This is a genomic window from Variovorax sp. W1I1 (assembly GCF_030815625.1).
GTDB classification, from domain to species: domain Bacteria; phylum Pseudomonadota; class Gammaproteobacteria; order Burkholderiales; family Burkholderiaceae_C; genus Variovorax; species Variovorax paradoxus_C.
The window spans coordinates 5,942,103-5,966,026 of sequence record NZ_JAUSWZ010000001.1 but is presented as its reverse complement, the minus strand read 5'-3'; the positions used below and the strand labels follow the sequence as shown (position 1 = coordinate 5,966,026).

Below are 23,924 nucleotides of genomic sequence, written 5' to 3'. Positions count from 1 at the left end.
AGACCCACAGCCAATCCAGCCAGGCCCACAAGGCCCTGCCAATACGGAGACAGACAAACATGAACGCCCCGCTGCCCGAGCACATTCGCCGCGCGCTAGAAACCGTCACGCTCGACGACAAATACTCCCTCGACTACGGCCGCGCTTTCATGAGCGGCGTCCAGGCCCTCGTGAAGCTGCCCATGCTTCAACAGTTGCGCGACAAGCAGGCCGGCAAGAACACCGCCGGCTTCATCAGCGGCTACCGCGGCTCCCCGCTCGGCGGCTACGACCAGGCGCTGTGGAAGGCCAGCAAGTTCCTCAAGGAACAGAACATCGTCTTCCAGCCGGGCGTGAACGAAGAGCTCGCGGCCACCGCGCTCTGGGGCACCCAGCAGCTGGGCTTCTCGCCCGCGGGCACCAACAAGTTCGACGGCGTCTTCGGCATCTGGTACGGCAAGGGCCCGGGCGTGGACCGCTGCTCCGACGTCTTCAAGCACGCCAACATGGCGGGCACCACCGAATTCGGCGGCGTGATCGCGGTGGCGGGCGACGACCACATCTCCAAGAGCTCCACCGCCGCGCACCAGAGCGACCACATCTTCAAGGCCTGCGGCACGCCGGTGTTCTTTCCGACGAGCGTGCAGGAAATCCTGGACCTGGGCATCCACGCCTTCGCCATGAGCCGCTTTTCGGGCGTGTGGTCGGGCATGAAGACGATCCAGGAGATCGTCGAGTCGAGCGCCACGGCCATGATCGACCCCGAGCGTGTCGAGATCGTCATTCCCACCGATTTCGAAATGCCGCCCGGCGGTCTGCACATCCGCTGGCCCGACCATGCGCTGGAGCAGGAAGCTCGGCTCATGCACTACAAGTGGTATGCAGCGCTCGCCTACATCCGCGCCAACCGGCTGAACCACAACGTCATTCAAGGTCCGAACGATCGGTTCGGCATCATGGCCAGCGGCAAGGCTTTCAACGACACGCGCCAGGCGCTGCTCGACCTGGGGCTCGATGACGCCGCCTGCCGCCAGCTCGGCATCCGCCTGCACAAGGTGGGCGTGGTGTGGCCGCTGGAAGCGCAGCTCACGCGCGAATTCGCCACCGGCCTGCAAGAAATCCTGGTCGTCGAAGAGAAGCGTCAGGTCATCGAATACCAGCTCAAGGAAGAGCTCTACAACTGGCGCCCCGACGTGCGTCCCAACGTGGTCGGCAAGTTCGACGAAGGCGAAGTGCACGCGGCCGAGGGTTACTCGGGCGGCGAATGGTCGATGCCCAACCCGACCGCGCACACGCTCCTGCGCGCCAATGCCGACCTGAACCCCGCGCTGATCGCCAAGGCGATCGCGCTGCGCCTGAAGAAGACGGGCCTCCTGGCCGCGGCCGGCGCCGACATGACGGCGCGCATCGACGCGCAACTCGCCATCCTCGAAGCCAAGGAGCGTTCGATGGTGGTGCAGCAGGCCTCCACCAGCGTGGCCGACGCCACGCGCCAGCCGTGGTTCTGCTCGGGCTGCCCGCACAACACCAGCACCGTGGTGCCCGAAGGCTCGCGCGCGATGGGCGGCATCGGCTGCCACTTCATGGCGACCTGGATGGACCGCTCCACCATCGGCTTCACGCAGATGGGCGGCGAGGGCGTGCCATGGGTGGGCCAGCAGCCCTTCACGACCGACCAGCACATCTTCGCGAACCTGGGCGACGGCACCTACTTCCACAGCGGCCTGCTCGCGATTCGCCAGAGCATCGCGGCCGGCGTGAACATCACCTACAAGATCCTCTACAACGACGCGGTCGCGATGACCGGCGGCCAGCAGGTCGGCGAGCGGCCCGAAGGCCACTCGGTGCTGCAGATTGCCGAGAGCCTGCATGCCGAGGGTGCCAAGAAGGTCGTGATCGTCACCGACGAGCCCGAGAAGTACGAGGGCGTCTCGATTCCGGGCGACCACGTGCAGGTGAAGCACCGCGACCTGCTCGATGAAATTCAGCGCGAGTTCCGCGCGATGGCCGGCACCACGGCCATCATCTACGACCAGACCTGCGCGACCGAGAAGCGCCGCCGCCGCAAGCGGGGCACGGCCGTCGATCCGGCCAAGCGCGTGGTCATCAACGAACTGGTCTGCGAAGGTTGCGGCGACTGCAGCGTGCAGAGCAACTGCCTTTCGGTGGAGCCGCTGGAAACCGAATTCGGCCGCAAGCGCACCATCAACCAGAGCAGCTGCAACAAGGACATGAGCTGCCTGAAGGGCTTCTGCCCGAGCTTCGTCACCGTCGAGGGCGGCCAGCTCAAGAAGAAGAGCAAGAGCAAGGGCGCGACGCCGGCCGAATTCGGCCTCTTGCCCGAGCCCGTGATTCCGTCGCTCGCGGGCGGCAAGGTCTGGGGCGTGGTGGTGGCGGGTGTCGGCGGCACCGGCGTCATCACCATCGGCCAGTTGCTCGGCATGGCAGCGCACATCGAGGCCAAGGGCATCGTCACGCAGGATGCTGCGGGCCTTGCGCAAAAGGGCGGCGCCACCTGGAGCCATGTGCTCATCGGCGACACGCAGGAGGACATCCGCACCACGCGCGTCGGCACCGCGGCGGCCGACCTGATCCTGGCCTGCGATCCGCTGGTCACGGTCAACGGCGAAACCATGGCGCGCATGCGCGAAGGGCGCACGCACGTGGCGCTCAACAGCCACAGTTCGCCGACGGCCGCCTTCGTGCGCAATGCCAACTGGCAGAACCCCGAAGACGCCTGTGCCGCCGAAATCGCGCGCGCCGTGGGCTTCGACGGCATCGGCACCTTCGACGCCGACGCGGCCGCGACCACGCTGATGGGCGACAGCATCTACGTCAACCCGATGATCCTGGGCTACGCCTGGCAAAAGGGCTGGTTGCCGCTGGCGCACGAGTCGCTGATGCGCGCCATCGAGCTCAACGCCGTGGCCATCGAGAACAACAAGACCGCCTTCGAATGGGGCCGCCAGGCAGCCGTTCGCCCCGAGGAACTGCAAAAGCGCGTGCGCCCGGGCCAGGTCATCGAGTTCAAGAAGCGCGAGACCGTCGAGAGCCTGGTGGCCCGCCGCGCCGAGTTCCTGACTGGCTACCAGAACGCCGCCTACGCCGAGGAATACAGGCAGTTCGTCGCCAAGGTGCAGCAGTCGGAATCGCCGCTGGGCAAGACGGCCCTCACCGAGACGGTGGCGCGCTACCTGTTCAAGCTGATGGCGTACAAGGACGAGTACGAAGTCGCGCGCCTGCACACCGATCGCACGTTCCTCGACCGCGTCGAAGGCATGTTCGAAGGCGACTACAAGCTCAACTATCACCTCGCGCCGCCGATCATTGCCAAGAAGAACGCCAAGGGCCAATTGCAGAAGCAGAAGTTCGGTCCCTGGATGCTCACGGGCTTCCGCTTCCTCGCGAAGTTGAAGGGCCTGCGCGGCACGGCGCTCGACATCTTCGGCCGCACCGAAGAACGCAAGACCGAGCGCGCCCTGATCGCCGAGTACCGCGCGAGCATCGAAGAGGTGATCGGCGCGCTGCGTGCCGACAACCACGCGGTGGCGTTGGAAATCGCGAGCCTGCCGGAGCAGATCCGCGGCTACGGCCATGTGAAGGAGCGCAACCTCGTGGCGGCCCGTGCGCGCTGGAGCGAACTGATGGCCAAGTGGCGCAACCCGCAGGGGCAGCGCGCGGCGGCCTGATCTTTCAGTCGTTCCCGTCTTCAAAGAGCGCCCGCCGGGCGCTTTTTGCTATTCAAAACGTAGCAAAGAACGGCCGGGCCGGATACCCGGAAAGCCCTCCCCACCGCGCCGGATAAGCCGCTGGAAGGGCGCCGTGCCCCGAATACAATGCCCGGTGCTGTGCGGTGGCCAAGCCCCGCCGAGCTTTGATTTGCGGCCGGTTTTTCCCGCAACCGCTCAGAGATGGAATGGCAGGCCCGGCCCGCACTCCTCTCGCTTTCTTCTCTTCCCTCTGCTGGAGACTCTCTTGTTCATTTCCTCTGCTTTCGCCCAGACCGCGCCCGCAGCCGCCGGCGGCGGCGACATGTTGTCCTCCCTCGGCAGCATGCTGCCGCTGGTGCTGATGTTCGTGGTGCTGTATTTCGTCATGATCCGCCCGCAAATGAAGCGCCAGAAGGAAGCCCGCGCCATGATCGAGGCCCTGGCCAAGGGTGACGAAGTCGCAACGGCCGGCGGCGTGCTCGGCAAGATCACCTCGCTGGGCGACCAGTACCTCGGCCTGGAAATCGCCAACGGCATCGAAATCAAGATCCAGCGCAGCGCCGTGGTTCAGGTCCTGCCCAAGGGCGCCGTCAAATAAAAGCGTGAGCTGATCCTTGCGCTTTGCGGCGCAGGGCCCCAATTCACGCCGTGTCCCGTTTCTTGAAAAGCGCTTTCTCATGAACCGTTACCCGGTCTGGAAGTACACGATCATCGTGATCGTGCTGCTCGTGGGGCTCATCTACGCCCTGCCCAATTTCTTCGGCGAGTCGCCTGCGGTGCAGGTGTCGGCGGCCAAGTCCACCGTCAAGATCGATGCCTCGACCCAAGCCAGGGTCGAAGAGGTGCTCAAGACGGCCGGTCTCACCCCCGACCTGCTGACGCTGGAGCCGACCGCCGTGCGGGCGCGCTTCGTCACCACGGACGACCAGATCAAGGCGCGCGATGCGCTGCAGCAGGCGCTGGTGCCGAACGCGGACGAAGCCTCCTATGTGGTGGCGCTGAACCTCGTGTCGCGCTCGCCCCATTGGCTGACGGCGCTGCACGCCTTCCCGATGTACCTGGGCCTCGATCTGCGCGGCGGGGTCGACTTCCTGCTGCAGGTGGACATGCGCGGCGTGCTGGACAAGAAGGCCGAGTCCTTCGCCGGCGACATCCGCGCGGGCCTGCGCGACAAGAAGGTGCGCGGCAGCGCGGTGAACCGCAACGGCCAGACCGTGGAGATCACCCTGCGCGACGCCGCCAGCCTGGAGATCGCCCGGCGCATGCTGCAGGACCAGATGCCCGACCTCAGCACCGTCGAGAGCCAGCAGGGCACCGAATCGCGCATCGTGGCCAGCATCAAGCCCGAAGCCGCGCGCCGCTTCCAGGACGCGGCGCTCAAGCAGAACGTAACGACGCTGCACAACCGGATCAACGAACTCGGCGTGGCCGAACCGGTGATCCAGCAGCAGGGCCTCGACCGCATCGTCGTGCAGCTGCCCGGCATGCAGGACCCGGCCCAGGCCAAGACCATCATCGGCCGCACCGCCACGCTCGAGATGCGCCTGGTGGACGAAAGCACCGAAGGCCGCGCGGCCGAACAAGGCACGGGCCCGGTGCCGTTCGGTTCCGAGAAATTCCTCGACCGCTCCGGCCGCGCCGTGATCGTGAAGAAGCAGGTGCTGGTCACCGGCGAGAACCTCACCGACGCGCAGCCCGGCTTCGAGCAGCAGACCAACCAGCCCAAGGTCGACCTGACGATGGACTCGAAGGGCGGCAACATCATGCGGCAGGTCAGCATCGAGAACTACAAGAAGCGCATGGCCATGCTGATCTTCGAGAAGGGCAAGGGCGAAGTGCTCACCGCTCCCTCGATCAACGGCGAGCTGGGCAACCGCTTCCAGGTCTCCGGCGCGATGACCGTGAGTGAGGCGAACGACCTCGCGCTGCTGCTGCGTGCCGGCTCGCTGGCCGCGCCGATGGAAATCATCCAGGAACGCACCATCGGCCCGACGCAAGGCGCCGAGAACATCAAGAAGGGCTTCGACAGCGTGATGTACGGCTTCGCCGCGATCATGGTGTTCATGTGCATCTACTACGCGCTGTTCGGCGTGTTCTCGTCGATCGCGCTGGCGGTCAACCTGATGCTGCTGGTGGCGATCCTCTCGATCCTGCAGGCCACGCTCACGCTGCCCGGCATTGCCGCCATGGCGCTCGCCATCGGTGTGGCCATCGACTCCAACGTGCTGATCAACGAGCGCGTGCGGGAAGAGTTGCGCAACGGGGCCTCGCCGCAGGCGGCGATCCATGCGGGCTACGAGCGCGCCTGGGGCACCATTCTTGACTCCAACGTGACCACGCTGATCGCAGGCATCGCGCTCCTGGCCTTCGGCTCGGGCCCGGTGCGCGGCTTCGCGGTGGTGCACTGCATCGGCATCGTCACCTCGATGTTCTCGGCCGTGTTCTTCTCGCGCGGTCTGGTGAACTTCTGGTACGGACAGAAGAAGAAGCTCAAGAGCGTGTCGATCGGCACGGTATGGCGTCCAAAGACCGATGGCACCGATGCCGCGGTCGTGGCCGAAACCAAATAAGAGACCGCCATGGAATTCTTCCGGATCCACAAGACCATCCCGTTCATGCGCCACGCGCTGGTGCTGAACATCGTTTCCTTCGTCACCTTCGCGCTGGCCGTGTTCTTCCTGTTCCACCGCGGGCTGCACCTGTCGGTGGAGTTCACCGGCGGCACGGTGATGGAAGTGGCCTACAAGCAATCGGCCGACGTCGGCAAGGTGCGCGAAGTCGTCGCCAAGCTGGGCTATCAAGAGGTGCAGGTGCAGAGCTTCGGCACCTCGGTGCAGATCCGCCTGCCGGTCGCCAAGGGCATGACCTCGACCCAGCAGAGCGACCAGGTGATGGGCGCCCTGAAGGCCATCGAGCCGACGGTGGAACTGCGCAGCAACGAATTCGTCGGCCCGCAGGTGGGCGACGAGCTCACCAGCAACGGCCTGAAGGCGCTCGCCATGGTGGTCGTGGGCATCATGATCTACCTGGCGTTTCGCTTCGAATGGAAGTTTGCGCTGGCTACCGTTCTGGCCAACCTGCACGACGTGGTGATCATCCTGGGCTTCTTCGCCTTCTTCCAGTGGGAGTTCTCGCTGGCGGTGCTGGCGGCGGTGCTGGCGGTGCTGGGCTACTCGGTGAACGAATCGGTCGTGATCTTCGACCGGGTGCGAGAGAACTTCCGCCGCTACCGCAAGATGACGACGGCTGAAGTCATCGACAGCGCGATCACCTCGACCATCAGCCGCACGATCATCACCCACGGCTCCACGCAGCTGGTGGTGCTGTCGATGTTCTTCTTCGGCGGCCCGACGCTGCATTACTTTGCCCTGGCACTGACCATCGGCATCTGCTTTGGCATCTACTCCTCTTGCTTCGTGGCAGCGGCCATCGCGATGTGGCTGGGCGTGAAGCGCGAAGACCTGATCAAGGGCGGCGGCCCGCCGACCAAGCGCGAAGGCGAGACGGAAGAAGACCCGAACGCCGGCGCCGTGGTCTGACGGATACTTCAGGGTTCAACAAAGCGGGCGGCAAGGCCGCACCGCTGTTCCCGTGCAACGCCGGGCAGTGTCCACACTTGTGCGGTGGCGCTTCCCGATGCAAGCTCGCGGTTGTTGTTGCCGATGAACAGTTCCCCCTGGCCTTCCCGATCCTTCAATGAGCATTGCGCGGTCCGCCTCTTCCCTGCAGCTCGCACGCGAGACGCGTGAGCGTTTCGTATTGGCCACGGAAGGGGCCATCGTCCCGCTGGCCCGCGCGATCCGCGACCGGCTGACGCAGCTGGCCTCCGAGGTGAGCAACGCCCGCGCCATGCAGGAGCACCGCGACGACTTCGTGGCGTTCCAGGGCCAGGCCACCCAATGGGTGACGCTCTCGCAGGCGAGCTGGCGCAAGGCGCTCGGCGCCGCTGCGCCCACCGGCGGATTGACGACCTTTCCCACGGCGCTGCGGCTCGAGCTGATCGGCGACGAGGTGGTCGAGACCAACATCCTCGCCTCGCGCCTCGCGCAGGTGATTCACGACAAGGCGAGCTTCGAGCTCAGCGATTTGCGCCTGCGCATCCAGCACCTCGAAGGCACGAACGAACTCGATTCGAAGGACGTGCTCAAGCCCGAGACGCTGGCCAGGCTGCTGGTGGAGCAGTGGCTGGCCGCCGGCCTGAGCCGCGAGCTCTGGGCCCGGGTGCAGGACACGGTGCAGCAGCAACTGATCGATGTGATCGTCAAGGCCTACGAGAGCGCCAATGCCTACCTGATCGCCAACGGCGTGATGCAGGAGATCGATCTCAAGAGCTTCGTGCGGCGCACCGGCAATGCCGCAGGTGCTGGCAACAGTGCGGGCTTCAACACCTCCTTTGCGGGCGGGGTGGCTTCGGCGACCGCGCCGATGGACGGCGGTGGCGGCGGCGGCTCGCAGCAGCGCCCCGGCTACGGCACGCAGGCGCCACAACACCCGCACCAGTCGCAACCGCAAGCTTCCGTACCGATGCCCGCTGGCACGTCGACGATCGGCGGCTCGCCGCTGATGATGGCGCGGCAGCGAGCCCAGACCGCGCTGCTGAGCCTCAAGCGATTCGTCACGGGGCGCATCGGCAGCGATACCACCACCACCGTCCCCGCCCAGAATTCGATCACCGGCACCGCGTCGGCGGGCCGCACGACCGGTCCCGGCGGCGGCGCGCCTGGCATTGGTGGGAACACCGCGCCGCGACAGTTCTCCAGGACCTTTGCCGGCGCCATCGCCGAAGCCGAGGTAGCCTACCGCATGGCCGCCACGCAGTACATGGACGCATCGGGCGAGCAGGCCACGGTGATCCAGCAAACGGCAGTCGACTTGCGCCGGCGCAGCACCGAACTCAAGAAGCGTGCGCCCACCACGGCCGACAAGGCCACCGTGGAAATCGTCGCGCTCATGTTCCAGGCCATCCTGGCCGAGGAGCGGATTCCGTTCTCGGCGCGCGTGTGGTTCGCGCGGCTGCAGATGCCGGTGTTGCGCGTGGCCATCGCCGAGCCCGAGTTCTTCGGCACGCTGCAGCACCCCGCGCGCATGCTGATCGACCGCATGGGCTCCTGCGTGATGGGCTTCGATGCAGCCGCCATCACCGGCAGCGCGCTCGAAGGCGAAATCCGCCGCGTGGTGCAGGTGATCGAGCAATACCCGGAAACCGGCCAGCGCGTGTTCAAGCTGGTGTTCGACGAGTTCGTCGCTTTCCTCAATCGCTATCTCACGCAGAGCGACACCACGCAGCGCGTGATGAGCGTCGCGCAGCAGGTCGAGCAGAAGGAAACGATGGCGATCCAGTACACCATCGAGTTACGCAAGATGCTCAACGACATGCCGGTGCGCGACGAGATCCGCGAGTTCCTGTTCAAGGTGTGGGCCGAGGTGCTGGCGATTGCCGCGCTGCGCTACGGCGCGCAGGGTGAGCAGACGGTGATGTTGAAGCGCGTGGCCTCCGAGCTGGTCTGGGCCGCAAGCGCCAAACCCAACCGCACCGACCGCGCCCGCGTCATTCAAGACCTGCCGCAGTTGCTGCAGCGCCTGCGCCAAGGGATGGCGCTCCTGGGCATCGTCGACGAGCCGCAGGAAGCGCACATCAAGACCATCGGCGCCACGCTGTCCGATGCCTTCCTGTCGAAGACCGAGGCGATCCCGCAGGCCAAGATCGAAGCCATGGCCGAGCGCTTGGCGCACCTGGAAGATTTTGTGAGCGACATCGGCGGCACCGCCGACCTGCCGCTCGATGCGCACAGCATCGAACTGCTGCTGGGCGTGGACGCCGCCTCGATCGAGGTGGTGCCCGATGCGGCCGGCGTGCAGGTGCCCGAGGACATGCTGGCCTGGGCGCACGAACTGCAGGTGGGCAACTGGTTCATGCTGGACCACAACGACCGCGTGAGCCAGGTGCAGTTCGTCTGGCGCAGCGATCGGAAGCAGTTGCACCTGTTCGCTACGGCGGACGGCCGCAGCTTCCTGATTCAGGCGGGTCGGTTGGCGACGTACCTGCAGGCCGGTCTCCTGGTGCCGGCCGAGGAAGAGACGCTCACGGTGCGCGCCACGCGCGAGGCGTTGGCGAAGCTCGATGCGAATCCGGAGCGGCTGCTGAACTGAACTGGCAGGCCGCCGCGGCCGGCTTGGTCAGTGCGCTACGCGGCCTTCGCGGCTCTCGCAGAGCTCATCGAGCACCAATGCATCGGGCTCGATGCCGGTGCTCCAGTGCACCATCAGCACGATGATCTTGAGCTCGTCGAGCGCCACCGGATCGCCCGGTGCCGCCATCGCGCGTTCGATCACGATCTCGCGCAATCCACACGACAGCACGTTCGACGATTCGAGGAAGCGGATGAAGCCGAGGCACTCGGCACCCAGGTGTTCCTGCTCGGCCTGGGAGTAGACGCGCATGGCGTCGTCCGATTGGGGCAGGGAGGATTCGGGCGCGCCGCGGAAGGTGACCGTGGCGGTGGTGTCGTCGTCGGCATCGAGCTCCAGCTGCATCCCCTGCGTTGCGAGGCTCAGGCCGTCGAGCCAGTGCAGGGCATCGCGAATCTCGTCTGCCTCGAAGCCGTGGGCACTGAGCTTGCGGCCCAGTTGTTCGGGTTCGGGGCAGGCATCGCCGCGCCAATAGTTTTCGTAGACAAAAACAAGCACTTCGAACATGAGCCCAATATAGCCCACGAATGTGCAGGGCAGGCTAGTGTGTTGCCCCGCATTTCGTCCGCGCAGCTATTTGCGTGGCAACACGTCAAGCGGATGCGGTCCGTTGAAAGAGCCCGCCGGGCAGGCGCGAGATGTGCCCGTCCAGTTCGAGCTCGAGCATCCTGGCCTGCAGTGCCGCGGCGCTCCACCCGGTGCGTGCGCTGAGCGCATCGAGGCTCACGGGCTCGAAGCCGAGAGCGTCGAGCAGCGGGTCTTCGGAAACCGCTGCCTCGTTGCCTGCGTGGCCGTTCGAAGACTGGGCGTTGGCCGCATTGCCGGTGCGCAGCGGCGGCAGCTCTTCGAGGATGTCGGCCACCGACTCGACCAGCTTCGCGCCCTGGCGGATCAGCGCATGGCAGCCGCGCGATTGCGGCGAGTGGATCGAGCCTGGAATGGCGAACACTTCCTTGCCCTGCTCCGAGGTGAGCCGCGCGGTGATGAGCGATCCCGACGCCAAGGCCGCTTCGACCACCAGCGTGCCACGCGCCAACCCTGCGATGAGCCGGTTGCGCTTCGGAAAATTCTGCGTGAGGGGTGGTGTGCCGAGCGGCAGCTCGCTCACGATCAGCCCCTGCAAGGTGATGCGGTGCGCGAGGTCGCGATGCCGCGCGGGGTACACGCGGTCCAGGCCGGTGCCGACCACGGCGACCGTGGCGAGTCGCGGTGCATCGCCGGCTGCATCGAGGGCGCCCTGGTGCGCTGCGCCATCGACGCCCAGCGCGAGCCCGGACACCACCGGCAGGCCCGCATCGCCCAGCGCCCGCGCAAAGCTGCGCGCGTTGGTGGCGCCTTGCGGCGTCGGATTGCGGCTGCCGACGACGGCGATGCTGTTCTGCAACTGCGTCAGGTCGAAGTCGGAGGCGCCGAGCACGTACAGCATCAGCGGCGGATCGGCCATCTCAAGCAGCGAGGCCGGGTAGCCGGCATCGCCCAGCGTGACGAGGCGGCGGGCGACGCCGTTGCCCTCGGCCGCTTGCAGCCATTGCCAAGTCTGGTCGACCGATGCCTGGAGGGCGTGGGGCGCCTGCTGCAGCGCCTCCGCCTGCGCATGGCTGACGACCTGTCGCAGTGCCGCATGGGTCTGCGAAAAGACGGCCTCGGGCAGACCGAAGGCCGCGAGCAGCTTGCGCGCGGCGCCATCGCCGATGCCCGGCGTCAGTGAAAGCCGCAGCCAGCCTGCGAGTTCTGCGCGTTCCAAACGGGTGCGGGCGAGGACGTGGGGGGCGGAAAACCTGTCAGGGGTTGACGAGGAAGTCGCCCGCCTTCGGGGTGTCGTTGATCTCGAGCACCAGGGCGTAGGACACCTTCTCGAAGGTGCGGAACACCATCAAGAGGCCGATGCGTTCGTTCGGCAGCTTGATGGTTTCCTTGCGCGCGCCGGTGCGGTCGAGGATGGTTTCGCCGTTCTTCAGGATGGCCAGCACGTGGCCGCTGTCGATGCCGTCGCGCGTGCCCTTGTTGATGGCCACCACCTGGTTCTGCGCCGCGAACTGCACCGCGTTGCCGTAGACCGAGATGATCCGGCCATCGACCTGCGTCGAAGGCGCACGCGGTGCGTAGCTCAAGAGCTGGCGCGGCGGTTCGGGCAGCAGGCGGTCGCCGGCGCGCATTTCCTCGCGCGAGGCCACGATGTCGATGCTGGCGGGGACGACGGTGATGATGTCCTTGTCCTCGACCGTCTCGATGGTGGTCGATTCGCCGCGCTGCAGTTGGGCCTTGCCCAGGTACTGCGCCTCGTAGCCGAGGATTTCGCCCGTGCCCGGATCCTTGAGCGGCGTGGCGTTGCGGAAGATCCGGAAGTTCTGGATCGGCCCCGGCACTTCGACCAGCGGGGACTCGGGGTTGCCGCGGGCGTAGGCCCGGTCACCGCGCGACAGCAGCACGCGGCTGTCGTTGCCGGCAACGATGCGCGGCGCGCTTTCGAGCGTGTTGGCGTCCACCACGATCGGTTCGCTCAGGAACGGCTCGATCAGGCTCGGGTTGAGCGTGGGCAGGGCCATGCCGGCCAGCGAGTCGAAACGGGTGCGCGGTGACAGCTTGATGGTGCCGCCATCGCCGCTCACGCCGCCGCGGCGGGTGGTCAGGCGAGCCCGGCCGCCGCTCTTGTCCAGATAGAGAACCTGGCCGGGGTAGATGCGGTGGGGGTTGGCGATCTCGTTGATGTTCATGCCCCACAGCTCCGGCCAGCGCCAGGGGCGCAGCAGGTAGAGGCGGGAGATGGCCCAGAGCGTGTCGCCGGGCTTGACCGTGTACTCGTCGGGCGCCTTCGGCGACAGCTCGCTCAGCGGAACCCCTGCCTGGGCGGTCTGCTGGGCGGTGGCGCGTTGCTGCGGCGTGACGGGGTAGTTCTGAGCCCAGGCCGTGGTGGCGCCGCAACTGCCGATTACCGCCAGGGCGGTCAGCGTGGCGAAGAGATTGGGGCGCTGGCGTTCGGTGGATCTGAGCTTTTTCATGTCTGGATGGGTGAGCGCACGACGTATCGCGGCGCATACGAATCTCACAATTTGCTACGAATTCTGCGCCCGAAGCCCTTGAGAGGGCAACGTTTTCGGGTCCGGAGGCGGCCTCGCGTCGCGGAATTGGCGAAAATAGCCACAACTTCCCCCCGATTTCATGGCCAAACGAATCATTCTGAGTTACCCGGACAAGCGCCTGCACACGGTCGCCAAGCCGGTACAGGGCGTCGACGCGCGCATCAAGGCCCTGGTCGCCGACATGCTGGAGACCATGTACGACGCCGAAGGCATCGGCCTGGCAGCGACCCAGGTCGACGTGCACGAGCGGCTCGTCGTCATCGACGTTTCCGAAGAGCGCAACAAGCCGATCGTGCTGATCAACCCCGAAATCACCTGGGCCAGCGACGAAAAAGTGCTCAACGAAGAGGGCTGCCTCTCGGTGCCGGGCATCTATGACGGCGTGATGCGCTCCACCTCGGTCAAGGTCCAGGCGCTCGACGAAAACGGCGAAATGCGCACCATCGAGGCCGACGGGCTCTTGGCCGTGTGCATCCAGCACGAGCTCGACCACCTGCTGGGCAAGGTGTTCGTCGAATACCTCTCGCCCCTGAAGCGCAACCGCATCAAGAGCAAGCTGCTCAAGCAGCAGCGCGAAGAAACGCGCGAACGGGCCTGAAGCTCATGACCTTGCGCAGCCTCGGCTCCCTCGCGGCATTGGCGGTTCTCGCGGCGATTGCCGGCTGCGCCAACGAGCCCACTCGCATCCAGCCCGGCACCACCGCCGCCGAAACCCTGCAGCGGCTGGGCGCGCCGACCGGCCGCTATCCGCTCAACAACGGCGGCGAGCGCCTCCAGTATTCGCGCATGCCGGCCGGCTTCGAGGTCACCGACATCGACGTGGACGCTTCGGGCAAGGTCGTCTCGGTGACTCAGGTCCTCAACGAGGCGCGCTTCGGATACGACATCAAGGTCGATCAGTGGCGCCAGAACGACGTCATGGCCTTCTACGGCCGGCCCTACCAGATCGACCGCGTGAGCTCCTTCGACGGTACGGTCTGGACCTGGCGCTACAAGGCCGTGAACGAGCGCCGCATGCTCTATATCTATATAGACCCCACCGGCGTGGTCCGTCGCTATCACACGGGGGATGACCTCGAATTCGAACGGATCCGGGATTGAGTCGGCTCAAGATCGCTTTTGCGGGCACGCCCGAGTTCGCGCGCGTCGCCCTGGAGGCCATCGCCGCCGCCGGCCATGACGTCGTGCTGGTGCTGAGCCAGCCCGACCGGCCCGCGGGCCGCGGCATGAAGCTGCAGGCTTCTCCCGTCAAGCAATGCGCGGTCGCCAATGGCTGGCCGGTGGCGCAGCCGCGGAGCCTGCGCCTCGACGGCAAGTACCCGGACGAAGCCGCCATCGGTCGCGATGCCGTGATGCGGGCCCAACCCGACGTGATGGTGGTCGCCGCCTACGGACTCATCCTGCCGCAGTGGGTGCTCGACCTGCCGGCACACGGGTGCCTCAACATCCACGCGAGCCTTTTGCCGCGCTGGCGGGGCGCCGCGCCGATCCACCGCGCCATCGAGGCCGGCGACGCGGAAACCGGCATCACCATCATGCAGATGGACGCGGGCCTGGACACAGGCGACATGCTGCTGCGCGAAGCCGTGGCCATCGGCAGCGACAACACCGCCCGCCTGCACGACCGGCTGGCCGAACTGGGCGGCCGGATGATCGTCGAGGCCCTGGAGAACATCGGCAGCCTCACCCGCACGCCGCAGCCGGCCGAAGGCGTCACCTACGCCAACAAGGTCGAAAAACACGAAGCGCTGATCGACTGGACCCAGCCCGCCGACGCCATCGTGCGGCGCATCCGCGCCTTCGATCCGTTCCCGGGCGCCAACAGCCCGCTCGACGGCGAGACCGTCAAGCTCTGGACCGCGCACGCGGTGCCCGCCAGCGTGCCCGCCGCGCCCGGAACGATCCTGGCCGTCTCGGACGCCGGCGTCGAGGTGGCTGCCGGCGATGCAGGCGTGATGCTCACCGAGCTCCAGCGTCCGGGCGGCAAGCGCCTGTCCGTGGCCGATTTCCTGCGCGGCTTCGACCTGAAGGCCGGGCAGGCATTCGGCTGATGTTTCTTTCGGCCGCCATCCGCCAGCGCCCCGAATTCCGCAAGGGCATGCGCGACATGTCCTCGGCGGCGCTGGGCATCGGCGCCTGGGGCCTGATGACCGGTGTGGCCATGGTCAAGTCGAACATGAGCGTGGTCGAGGCGGTGGCGATGACGCTGTTCGTCTATGCCGGCAGCTCCCAGCTCGCAGCCATTCCGCTCCTGTTCGCGGGCGCGCCGGCCTGGGTGATCCTGGCGACGGGCTTCTGCGTGAACCTGCGCTTCGTGGTCTTCAGCCTGCACCTGCGGCCCTACCTCATGCACATGCCGCGCTTGCGCCGCATGACGCACGGCTACCTGACGGCGGACCTGAGCTACGCGCTCTTTACCAAGCAATACCCGGCGCCGCCCGTGACTCTCGCCGAGCAGCAGTCGCAGGAGGCCTACCTCACCGGCAACTACTTCGTGACCTGGTGCTCGTGGATGGGCATGAGCCTCCTCGGCATCGCGCTTGCCAACCTGATTCCGCAGACCTGGGGCCTCGGTTTCGCCGGCGTGCTGAGCCTGGTGGCGATCGTCTGCTCGATGGCGACGACGCCGCTGCGCATCCTGGCCGCGCTGATCGCGGGCGCCACCGCCGTCGCAGCCTATGCGCTGCCGCTCAAGCTCAACATCGTCGTGGCCATCGGTGCGGCGGTGCTGCTGTGCTTCTGGCTCGAGAAGCAGTTCGGGCTCGACCCCGACGCGGAGGACGACAAGTGAGGGGCACCGATCTCTGGACGCTGGGCGTGATCGTCGGGCTGGCCCTGGTCACGGTGCTCACGCGCTGCTTCTTCTTCATCCTCGACCGCCCGTGGGGCCTGCCGGACTGGGCGCACCGCGCGCTGCACTACGCGCCAGCCGCGGCGCTCGCTGGCGTGATCGCGCCCGAGATCGTCATGACGCAAGGCCACCTCATCACCACGCTGCACGACGCGCGCCTGTACGCGGCCGTTGTCGGCGGCGCTTACTATTTCTGGCGCCGCGGCGTGCTCGGCACGATGCTGGCCGGCATGGCCGTCTACCTGCCCTTGCATCTCGGCCTTGGCTGGTAAGCGAAGAGAAGGGGATGGAAGGCCCCCGGGTCAGTCCAGCTTCACGCCAGCCGCCGCGATGATCTTTCCCCAGCGGTCGCTTTCCGCGCGCGAGAGCTTGTAGAAGTCTTGCGGCGTTCCCGGCAATGCCTCGAAGCCGAAGTCCGCGAACAGCTTCACCACCTTCGGCGCCTTCATGGCCTTTTGCAGCTCGGCGTTCAGCCGCGCCACCGCCTCGGGCGCCATGCCGGCCGGGCCGATCAGGCCGTGGAAAGCGTAGGCGTTCACGTCGCTGAAGCCAGCCTCCACGAAGGTCGGCACCTCGGGCAGGGCACTGGCGCGCTGCGGCAGCGCGATGGCCAGCACCCGCACCTTGCCCGAGCGGATGATCGGCAGCCCCGAGGCCAGGTCCAGCATCATCACCGGCACCTGCCCGCCCATCACGTCGGTCATGGCCGGCGCAGCGCCCTTGTACGGCACGTGCGTGATCGTCAGGCCCGCCTTCTGCTTGAAGAGCTCCATCGCCATGTGGTGCGGCGAGCCGTTGCCGGGCGAGGCGTAGCTCACCTTGTCGGGGTTGGCCTTCACGTAGCGCACGAACTCCGCCACGTTCTTCGCGGGAAAGTCGGGGTGCACCACCAGTGCCACCGGAAAGCGGCCGATGGTGCCGATGTAGGTGAAGTCGCTCGCGGGCTTGTACGGGAGCTTGACGAACATGTGCTCGTTGAACAGCAGCGCCGCGTTCTCGGCCTGCATCACCGTGTAGCCGTCGGGCTTGGCCTGCATCATCACGGACACGCCGATGTTGGTCGAGGCGCCGGGCCGATTGTCGATGATCAGCGGCTGCCCGAGCGACGGCTGCATCGCCTCGGCCAGCGTGCGCGCCAGGTTGTCGGTGCCACCGCCGGCCGAGTAGGGCACGATCCACCTGACCGGCTGGCTCGGGTAGGCCGCCGGCTGCGCCGACGCGAAGGTGGTTGCCAGCGCGAGGGTCGCGGCCAGCAGGGGAAAAAATCGCTTCATCGTTTCTCGTCTCCGTTTGCTTGTCTTGGAATCGGTTCAGGTCACTCGCCGCGCAGCACCTGCCACAGCTCGCGGTCGCGCTCGGCGGTCCACACCACCGGGTGCTCGATGCCGCGCAGCTCGTCGTAGGCGCGCGACACGTCGAAGGGCAGCACGTGCTGGAACACCGGCCAGCCGCCGAAGCGCGGCGCCATGGCGGCCTCGGCGCGCGCGAAGCAGCCCTTGAGCGTGTCGCCCGCGGCAATGCCCGCCTTCACGCTGTCGAGCAGCGTCGAGAGAAATGCCTGGGTCAGGCCGATGGCCTCGGCGCACGCGGCCTCGCCTTGCAGCACCGCGCCGCGTCCCGGCACCAGCACGCGCGGCCCCAGCGCCGCCACCGCATCGAGCGTGCCGGCCCAGTCGCCGATGTAGGCGTCGCCCGCGTACACGCCGCAGTGGTTCTCCACCACGTCGCCCGAGAACAGCACGCCGCAGTCGGGGAGCCACGCCACCGTGTCGCCGCTCGAATGACCACGGCCCAGCGCCATCAGGCGCAGTTCGCGCCCCGTGCCCGGCCGCGGGCCGAGCCACAGGCTCATCTCGCCGGCGAAGCTCATCGTCGGAAAGGTCAGGCCCGGGATTTCCTCCACGCCCGCGAACAGGCGCGGAAAGCGGCCCACTTCCGAGTCGAAGTCGGCCTGCCCGCGCGTGCGGATCCAGTCGAGCGTGCCGTTGCTCGCGACGATCTGCGCCACCTCGTCGAACGCACTCGCGCCCATCACGCGCACCGCGTGGTAGTGCGTGAGCACGATGGTCTTGACGGGCTTGTCCGTCACGGTGCGGATGGCCGCGAGAAAGTCGCGCGCCATGCGCGGCGTGGGGCGCGTGTCGATCAGCACCACGTGGTCGTCGCCGACCACGAAGCCGCAGTTGGGGTCGAAGTCGCTGATGTAACCGTAGGCGCCCGGCGCGAGCTCGCGCAGGTGCGGCTTCTGTTCGCGGGTGTCGGAGGCGGAAGCGAAAGAGACGGACGTGGTCATGGGGCTTGGGTGGTCGTGGGGTCTTCGGCGGTCGCTGCCGCGTGGATGCAGGCGAGCAGCACGGCCTGGTCGGCGCACTGGTTGGCCAGCAGCAGCACGAGGCGGGCGTTGAGGTCGGCGCTTTGCGCTTCGCTGCGGCCTTCGTGCGCGGCGAGCAGGGCGGCGTAGAAGCCGTCGGGGTCGGGGATACGGGGTGCTGTGTTCATGGGGCAGCGTCCAAGGCGAGGGCCGTGCGCAGGGCGGCGGCGATGGTCGTCGGCGTGGCGTTCGCCAGCACGGCGGCGCGGTAGGCGTCGGGGCGCACCAGCGCGAAGCTGCCTCGGTCGTCGATGCCGATGCCGATGCCGAGGTGCGCGGCCAGCGTGTCGTCGGGTTGCAGCGTGAGCAGCCCATGGTTGTCGCTCTCGCCACCCACGGCCACCAAGCGCAGCGGCAACGAGGCCGTGGCCTCGCGCGCCGCGTCGGCCTGCTCGCGCGTCGGTGCGAACCACAGCCCGATGCATTGCGTGCCGTCGGCCAGCAACCGCATCAGGGTGGTCTCGCGTCCGTCGGCCCAGCGCAGCGGCAGGTTCTGCACCGTGCACCCGCCTTCGGGCAGCAGCGGCGCGACCGGGTAGGCGTTCGCGACCGACATGCGTCCGGTGTTCACCAGCGCCCGCGCGAACGGATGCCGCGCCGCCAGCGCCACCACCGCGCGGCGCAGCGTGTGTTCGGCGGGCGAGCGTGGCGCGAGAAAGCGCGCCGAGCGGCTCGTCACCTGCAGGTTCTCCCTGGCCGCGGGTTGCCGCTCGGCGTCGTAGCTGTCGAGCAGCGCGTCGCCGGCCCGCCCCTGCGCGACCAGCGCCAGCTTCCAGCCGAGGTTGGCCGCGTCCTGGATGCCGCTGTTGCCGCCGCGCGCGCCGAAGGGGCTCACCACGTGCGCGGCGTCGCCGATGAAGAACACGCGGCCGTGGCGAAAGCTGTCGAGCAGGTGGTCGCGGTAGCCGTAGGGCCCGATCCACACGAACTCGAACTCCACATCGGGCCCGAGCTGTTCGCGCAGCCGCGCGCCGGCCACTTCAGGCTGGCTGATGTAGGCCGTGTCGCAGTCTTCGGGCATCTGGTAGTCGATGCGCCACACACCGTCGGCCATCAGGTGCTGCCACACGCCGCGGCCTTCGTTGAAAGGCGCGTCGACCCAGGTCCAGCGCTCGGTGGGCAGCGGCTTCTTGAAGCGCACGTCGCTGATGCACCAGCGGTCGGTGCTGCGCGAGGCGTGCGCCTCGATGCCGAGCTGCGTGCGGATCGCGCTGTTGGCGCCCGTGGCGTCGATGAGCCGGTCGGCCTCGATCGTGTAGCTGCCGGCGGGTGTCTCGATGTCGAGCCGCACGCCGTCGGCCAGTTGCTGCACGCGCGTCACGCGGCTCTTCCAGCGCAGGTCCGTCACGCCGAGTTCGAGGATGCGCTCGACCAGGAACCACTCCACGTAGAACTGCTGCAGGTTGATGAACGGCGGCTGCCTGGAGACGCTGTTCGCCTGCAGGTTGAAGTTGTAGACCTCCTCGTCGCCCGAGAAGGTGCGCCCGAACGACCAGGTGATGCCCTTGGCCGCGACACGTTCGTAGATGCCCAGGCGCTCGAAGATCTCCAGGCTCTTCTGCGCGTAGCAGATGCCGCGCGACGAGGCGCCGCGCACGCCGACGGTGTCGTCCTCGTCGAGCAGCACGGCGCTCACGCCGCGCTGCGCGAGGTCGCATGCCAGCGTGAGCCCCGAAGGCCCGGCGCCGACGATGACGATCGGGTGGCGCACGACCTTGGGGCTGTCCAGCTCCGGTGGCGGTGTGAAAGGCCAGGCCGGCAGCTCGTAGGCCGGCGCAAATGCAAAGGTTTCCATGTCTCTTCTAAAGGGCGTGCGCGAATTCGGCGATGGCGTCGGCCGCCTTCGGGATCAGCTCGGGTTGCCCCGCGAGGTAGTGGTTGCCGCCGACGATGTCGACGTTGCGGATGCGCGCGCCACCCGCGGCCATCCACGCATCGCGCGTGCTCGGGAAAGTCGACTGGTCGCCCGTGTAGGTCAGCAGCAGCTTGGGCACGGTGGTGCGCGCGAGGTTGCTTGGCCCGTCAGCCTGCGAGCGCGACGACCATTGCGAGAGGAAGGCGGTGAGCGAGGTGGTTCGGCCCATCGCATTCGCCGAGTAGTTCACCTGGCGCGCATCGCCCCATACGCTGCCGGGCAGGCGGTCGTTCGCATCGAGCGACAGATCGACGCAACGCGGATCGGCGTGCGTGCGGTAGACGATGAAGGTCTGGTCGCGCGGTGCGCCCGGCGTACTGCGCAGCAGCGCGAGGCGCTCGATGCACCACTGCTCGATGCGGTCCAGCCGCGCCTTCTGCGCTGCGCTGAAGCGCGCGAGAAATTCAGCGTCGTAGGGCACGCGATTGCGCGGGTCGTACATGTCGAGGTCGGGGTTCACCGAGAGCGGGTCGTGCTCGTCGATGACCGAGGGATCGATCCAGTCGCGCATTAATCGCGTGCGGCCGAGGTGCGCGGCGCACAGCGCGATGCCGTCCACCGGCGGCAGGTCGCTCGGGTGCAGGTGCGTCGGGTCGCCGTCGGGCAAGTGCGTGGCTGTGAGGTTCTCGGCCTGTGCCTGGTAGAAGGCCGCGAGCGCCGCGCCACCGGAGTTGCCGACCAGGAACACCTTCTCGTAGCCGGCTTCGCGCAGGTACTGCACGCCGGCACCCAGGTCTTGAATGGCGCGCTCCATCAGCAGCACCGTGTCGTTGCCGACGAAGCGCGAGTTCAGCCCCATGCAGCAGATCCCGCGCTCGGCCAGCGGACCGATGAGGTAGTGGCCCATGAAGTTGCTGGTCGGGTGCATCACGATGGCCGCGACCTTCTTGGGGCCCTGCGGGGCGCGGAAGGCGCCGTAGATGCGCGGGCGCAGCAACTGCAGGCCCGACTGGCTTTCCATCGCCGCGCCGGGCTTCACGTCGATGACGGCGAGTTGCAGATCAGACATGCGTCGCGCCTTTCGCTGCGCGCAGTTCCGCCTTGCGCACGGTCCATGCGTCGAGGTCCGCGCGAGCGCGCCGCGCATGCGCATCCATCTCGGCCTGCGGCACGGTCGGCGTCGTCAGCTCGAGGCGGATGCCGTTCGGGTCGAAGAAGTAGATCGATTCGATGATGTGGTGGTCGGTCACGCCCAGCACCTCGACACCCGCGCTTTCGAGCCGCACCTTGGCGGCGAGCAGGTCGTCCACCGAGTCGACGCGCAGTGCGATGTGGTTCACCCACGCGGGCGTGTTGGGCGAGGGCAGCGCGGCGGTGTCGTCGCCCAGGTCGAAGAAGGCGATGTACGAGCCGTCGCGCATCTGGAAAAAGATGTGCACGTAGGGGCAGTACTCGCCGGTGCTGGGCACGTGGTCGCTCTGGATGACGTGCGCGAGCGGCAGGCCCAGCAGGTCTTCGTAGAAGTGGCGGGTCTCCTCGCTGTCGCGGCAGCGCCAGGCGAAGTGGTGCAGCCCGCGCACAGGTGGCGCGGTGTGGATGGTCGTCGGCATGCGTGTCTCCAGTGAACCGCGATTGGGCGACGCCGCGTCTTATGATGCAATCGAAATTAATTCATCAATTGATGAAATAACCATATGAATCTGACCTTGCGCCAACTGCGCGCCTTTGCCGCCGTCGCCGAAGCCGGCAGCTTCACCGCCGCGGCGCAGCAGCTGCATCTCACGCAGTCGGCGCTCAGCGTGCTGGTGCGGGAACTCGAACGCGAGATGGGCGTGCAGCTGCTCGACCGCCACACGCGGCGCGTGCAGCTCTCGGAGGCGGGGCGCGAGTTCTTGCCTTCGGTGCACCGGCTGCTGGGCGATCTGACGAGTGCCGTGGCCGGCGTGACCGATCTGCGTGACAAGAAGAAAGGGCTGTTGCGTCTTGCGGCGCCGCAACTCATGGCCTGCACGCTGATGCCGCGCGTGATCGCGGCCTACCGCGAGGCGTATCCCGATGTCGACGTGCGCCTGGCCGACACGCTGCCCGAGCACCTGCTGGCCGGCGTGATGGCCGGCGATGTCGAACTGGCGGTGGGGCAGGACGTGGCGGTCGATGGCGCCATCGACCGCCGTACGCTGTTTCGCGACCGCCACTGGCTGATCTGCCCGCCGGACCACGCCTTTGCCAAACGCCGCAAGGTGCGCTGGCACGAGCTCGGTCCCTACACCTTCATCGCGCCCACGCGCGACTTCCGCCAGCGCGTGCTGCCCGAGCTGGCCCCGGCCGAGCGCGATTACATGCTGCGTCCCGGCACCCAGGAGGTCTCGTACATGACCACGGCGCTCGGCATGGTCGCCTCAGGGCTCGGGCTCACCGTGTGCCCGACCTATTCCGCGCCGCTGGTGCGCGCCCACGGGCTGCAGATGGTCCGACTCGAATCGCCCGACTTCCACCGAGAGGTGTGCGTCTACAGCGCGGCGCGGCGCACGCTCTCTCCGGCCGCGGCAAGCTTTGTCGAGCTGCTGGAGCGCTTTGCGAAGGCGCAGCCGAAGGGTTGAAAAGCATCGGAACGCTGCAAGAGGCGCATAGAGCGGCCCTGGGGCGATACCTACAATGCAAGACGACCTGTTTTCCACTATCTCCAGAGACCCATGAACGTCATTCGATTCACCGACCTCTGCGCTGAGGGCAAGGCCGCCGGCCAGCGCGTCTTCATCCGTGCCGATCTCAACGTGCCGCAGGACGACCAAGGCAACATCACCGAAGACACGCGCATCCGCGCCTCGGTGCCGTGCATCCAGCTGGCGCTCGACGCCGGCGCGGCCGTGATGGTCACCTCGCACCTGGGCCGCCCGACCGAGGGTGAATTCAAGCCCGAAGACTCGCTCGCTCCCGTGGCCAAGCGCCTGGGCGAACTGCTCGGCCGCGATGTGCCGTTGGTCGCCAACTGGGTCGACGGCGTCGACGTCAAGCCCGGGCAGGTCGTGCTGCTGGAGAACTGCCGCGTCAACAAGGGCGAGAAGAAGAACGACGAGGCGCTGGCTCGCAAGCTCGCCGCGCTCACCGACATCTATGTGAACGATGCCTTCGGCACCGCGCATCGCGCCGAGGCCACCACCTACGGCATTGCGCAGTTCGCCAAGATCGCCGCGGCCGGCCCGCTGCTCGCAGCCGAGATCGACGCCATCACCAAGGCGCTGGCCCAGCCCAAGCGGCCGCTGGTGGCGATCGTGGCGGGCTCGAAGGTCAGCACCAAACTCACCATCCTGAAGAGCCTGTCGGCCAATGTGGACCAGCTGATCGTCGGCGGCGGCATCGCCAACACCTTCATGCTGGCCGCGGGCCTTTCGATCGGCAAGTCGCTGGCCGAGCCCGACCTCATCGACCAGGCCAAGGCAGTGATCGAAGCCATGCGCGCGCGCGGCGCCGACGTGCCGATCCCGGTGGACGTTGTCACGGCGAAGACCTTCGCGGCCGATGCGCCCGCCACCGTCAAGGACGCGAGCGATGTTGCCGACGACGACCTGATCCTGGACATCGGTCCGAAGACGGCCGCGATTCTTTCTGCGCAGCTGCGCGAAGCCGGCACCATCGTCTGGAACGGTCCGGTTGGCGTGTTCGAGTTCGATGCGTTCGCGGGCGGCACCAAGGCCATCGCGCAGGCGATCGCCGAGAGCAGCGCGTTTTCGATCGCCGGCGGCGGCGACACGCTGGCGGCCATTGCCAAGTACGGCATCGAAAAGCAGGTCGGCTACATCTCGACCGGCGGCGGCGCCTTCCTCGAAGTGCTGGAGGGCAAGACCCTGCCGGCCTTCGAAATCCTGAGCAAGCGCGCGGCCGGCTGACC

General features: G+C 67.3%; 21 protein-coding genes. 12 read left to right on the top strand and 9 right to left on the bottom strand.

Annotated features, from left to right (window positions below; translation table 11 throughout):
- Positions 1–59 precede the first annotated feature (59 nt).
- The 5 genes from QFZ83_RS27750 to QFZ83_RS27730 all read left to right on the top strand — a co-directional run bounded on the left by QFZ83_RS27750 (position 60) and on the right by QFZ83_RS27730 (position 9,839).
- Positions 60–3,668, top strand: coding sequence for an indolepyruvate ferredoxin oxidoreductase family protein (locus tag QFZ83_RS27750; protein WP_307511592.1), 3,609 nt, complete (start codon positions 60–62; stop codon positions 3,666–3,668).
- 286 nt (positions 3,669–3,954) lie between these two features.
- Entirely contained in the window at positions 3,955–4,287 is a 333-nt protein-coding gene (gene yajC, locus QFZ83_RS27745) for a preprotein translocase subunit YajC (RefSeq protein ID WP_013544185.1), read from the top strand.
- 79 nt (positions 4,288–4,366) lie between these two features.
- The gene (secD, locus tag QFZ83_RS27740; RefSeq protein ID WP_307511590.1) at positions 4,367–6,259 is read left to right on the top strand and encodes a protein translocase subunit SecD; all 1,893 of its coding nucleotides are present in this window, start codon (positions 4,367–4,369) and stop codon (positions 6,257–6,259) included.
- Between the two features lie 9 nt (positions 6,260–6,268).
- Entirely contained in the window at positions 6,269–7,228 is a 960-nt protein-coding gene (gene secF / locus QFZ83_RS27735) for a protein translocase subunit SecF (RefSeq protein ID WP_013544183.1), read from the top strand.
- Positions 7,229–7,385: 157 nt separating this feature from the next.
- Complete coding sequence (locus QFZ83_RS27730; RefSeq protein WP_306881178.1) at positions 7,386–9,839, top strand: DUF1631 family protein; 2,454 nt, start codon at positions 7,386–7,388, stop codon at positions 9,837–9,839.
- Between the two features lie 27 nt (positions 9,840–9,866).
- On the opposite strand, the gene QFZ83_RS27725 is transcribed toward QFZ83_RS27730, so the two are convergent.
- From QFZ83_RS27725 to QFZ83_RS27715, 3 genes are all read right to left on the bottom strand, one after another.
- Positions 9,867–10,385 (bottom strand): DUF494 family protein, encoded by a 519-nt coding sequence (locus QFZ83_RS27725; RefSeq protein ID WP_013544181.1) that lies wholly within the window; start codon positions 10,383–10,385, stop codon positions 9,867–9,869.
- Positions 10,386–10,470: 85 nt separating this feature from the next.
- Entirely contained in the window at positions 10,471–11,622 is a 1,152-nt protein-coding gene (gene dprA / locus QFZ83_RS27720; protein ID WP_307511588.1) for a DNA-processing protein DprA, read from the bottom strand.
- Positions 11,623–11,659: 37 nt separating this feature from the next.
- Positions 11,660–12,877 carry a LysM peptidoglycan-binding domain-containing protein gene (locus QFZ83_RS27715; RefSeq protein ID WP_306881175.1) on the bottom strand — a complete coding sequence of 406 codons (1,218 nt, stop codon included), beginning with the start codon at positions 12,875–12,877 and terminating at the stop codon, positions 11,660–11,662.
- 160 nt (positions 12,878–13,037) lie between these two features.
- Between QFZ83_RS27715 and def the strand changes: the two genes are divergently transcribed.
- From def to QFZ83_RS27690, 5 genes are read left to right on the top strand one after another with little or no spacing between them, the layout of a single operon-like run.
- The gene (gene def, locus QFZ83_RS27710; RefSeq protein ID WP_306881174.1) at positions 13,038–13,556 is read left to right on the top strand and encodes a peptide deformylase; all 519 of its coding nucleotides are present in this window, start codon (positions 13,038–13,040) and stop codon (positions 13,554–13,556) included.
- A 5-nt stretch (positions 13,557–13,561) separates the two neighbouring features.
- Positions 13,562–14,059, top strand: a complete 498-nt coding sequence (locus QFZ83_RS27705; RefSeq protein ID WP_307511586.1) for a hypothetical protein — start codon at positions 13,562–13,564, stop codon at positions 14,057–14,059.
- A complete protein-coding gene (gene fmt / locus QFZ83_RS27700; protein WP_307511584.1) occupies positions 14,056–15,009 on the top strand; it encodes a methionyl-tRNA formyltransferase in 954 nt (317 codons plus the stop codon). The genes QFZ83_RS27705 and fmt overlap by 4 nt, the downstream gene beginning before the upstream one ends.
- The gene (locus QFZ83_RS27695; protein ID WP_306881171.1) at positions 15,009–15,749 is read left to right on the top strand and encodes an AzlC family ABC transporter permease; all 741 of its coding nucleotides are present in this window, start codon (positions 15,009–15,011) and stop codon (positions 15,747–15,749) included. Before fmt ends, QFZ83_RS27695 begins: the two co-directional genes overlap by 1 nt.
- Positions 15,746–16,081 (top strand): AzlD domain-containing protein, encoded by a 336-nt coding sequence (locus tag QFZ83_RS27690; RefSeq protein ID WP_013544174.1) that lies wholly within the window; start codon positions 15,746–15,748, stop codon positions 16,079–16,081. The genes QFZ83_RS27695 and QFZ83_RS27690 overlap by 4 nt, the downstream gene beginning before the upstream one ends.
- Before the next feature lie 30 nt (positions 16,082–16,111).
- Here the strand turns inward: QFZ83_RS27690 and QFZ83_RS27685 are convergent, their stop codons facing one another.
- The 6 genes from QFZ83_RS27685 to QFZ83_RS27660 are packed head-to-tail and all read right to left on the bottom strand — an operon-like array spanning position 16,112 to position 21,645.
- A complete protein-coding gene (locus tag QFZ83_RS27685) occupies positions 16,112–17,083 on the bottom strand; it encodes a tripartite tricarboxylate transporter substrate binding protein (protein WP_307511582.1) in 972 nt (323 codons plus the stop codon).
- A gap of 41 nt (positions 17,084–17,124) precedes the next feature.
- On the bottom strand, positions 17,125–18,102 hold the full coding sequence (locus QFZ83_RS27680; protein ID WP_307511581.1) for an MBL fold metallo-hydrolase: 978 nt from the start codon (positions 18,100–18,102) through the stop codon (positions 17,125–17,127).
- Positions 18,099–18,308 carry a DUF2783 domain-containing protein gene (locus tag QFZ83_RS27675; RefSeq protein WP_307511579.1) on the bottom strand — a complete coding sequence of 70 codons (210 nt, stop codon included), beginning with the start codon at positions 18,306–18,308 and terminating at the stop codon, positions 18,099–18,101. The genes QFZ83_RS27680 and QFZ83_RS27675 overlap by 4 nt, the downstream gene beginning before the upstream one ends.
- Positions 18,305–19,975 (bottom strand): FAD-dependent oxidoreductase, encoded by a 1,671-nt coding sequence (locus QFZ83_RS27670; protein WP_307511576.1) that lies wholly within the window; start codon positions 19,973–19,975, stop codon positions 18,305–18,307. The genes QFZ83_RS27675 and QFZ83_RS27670 overlap by 4 nt, the downstream gene beginning before the upstream one ends.
- A gap of 7 nt (positions 19,976–19,982) precedes the next feature.
- Positions 19,983–21,104 (bottom strand): S9 family peptidase, encoded by a 1,122-nt coding sequence (locus tag QFZ83_RS27665; protein ID WP_307511574.1) that lies wholly within the window; start codon positions 21,102–21,104, stop codon positions 19,983–19,985.
- Positions 21,097–21,645: a VOC family protein gene (locus QFZ83_RS27660; RefSeq protein WP_307511572.1), complete on the bottom strand. Its 549-nt coding sequence runs from the start codon at positions 21,643–21,645 to the stop codon at positions 21,097–21,099. Before QFZ83_RS27660 ends, QFZ83_RS27665 begins: the two co-directional genes overlap by 8 nt.
- A gap of 84 nt (positions 21,646–21,729) precedes the next feature.
- On the opposite strand from QFZ83_RS27660, the gene QFZ83_RS27655 reads away from it, so the two are divergent.
- Both QFZ83_RS27655 and QFZ83_RS27650 read left to right on the top strand, forming a co-directional pair.
- Positions 21,730–22,635: a LysR family transcriptional regulator gene (locus QFZ83_RS27655; RefSeq protein ID WP_307511570.1), complete on the top strand. Its 906-nt coding sequence runs from the start codon at positions 21,730–21,732 to the stop codon at positions 22,633–22,635.
- 93 nt (positions 22,636–22,728) lie between these two features.
- A complete protein-coding gene (locus tag QFZ83_RS27650) occupies positions 22,729–23,922 on the top strand; it encodes a phosphoglycerate kinase (RefSeq protein ID WP_307511569.1) in 1,194 nt (397 codons plus the stop codon).
- Positions 23,923–23,924: the final 2 nt, after the last annotated feature.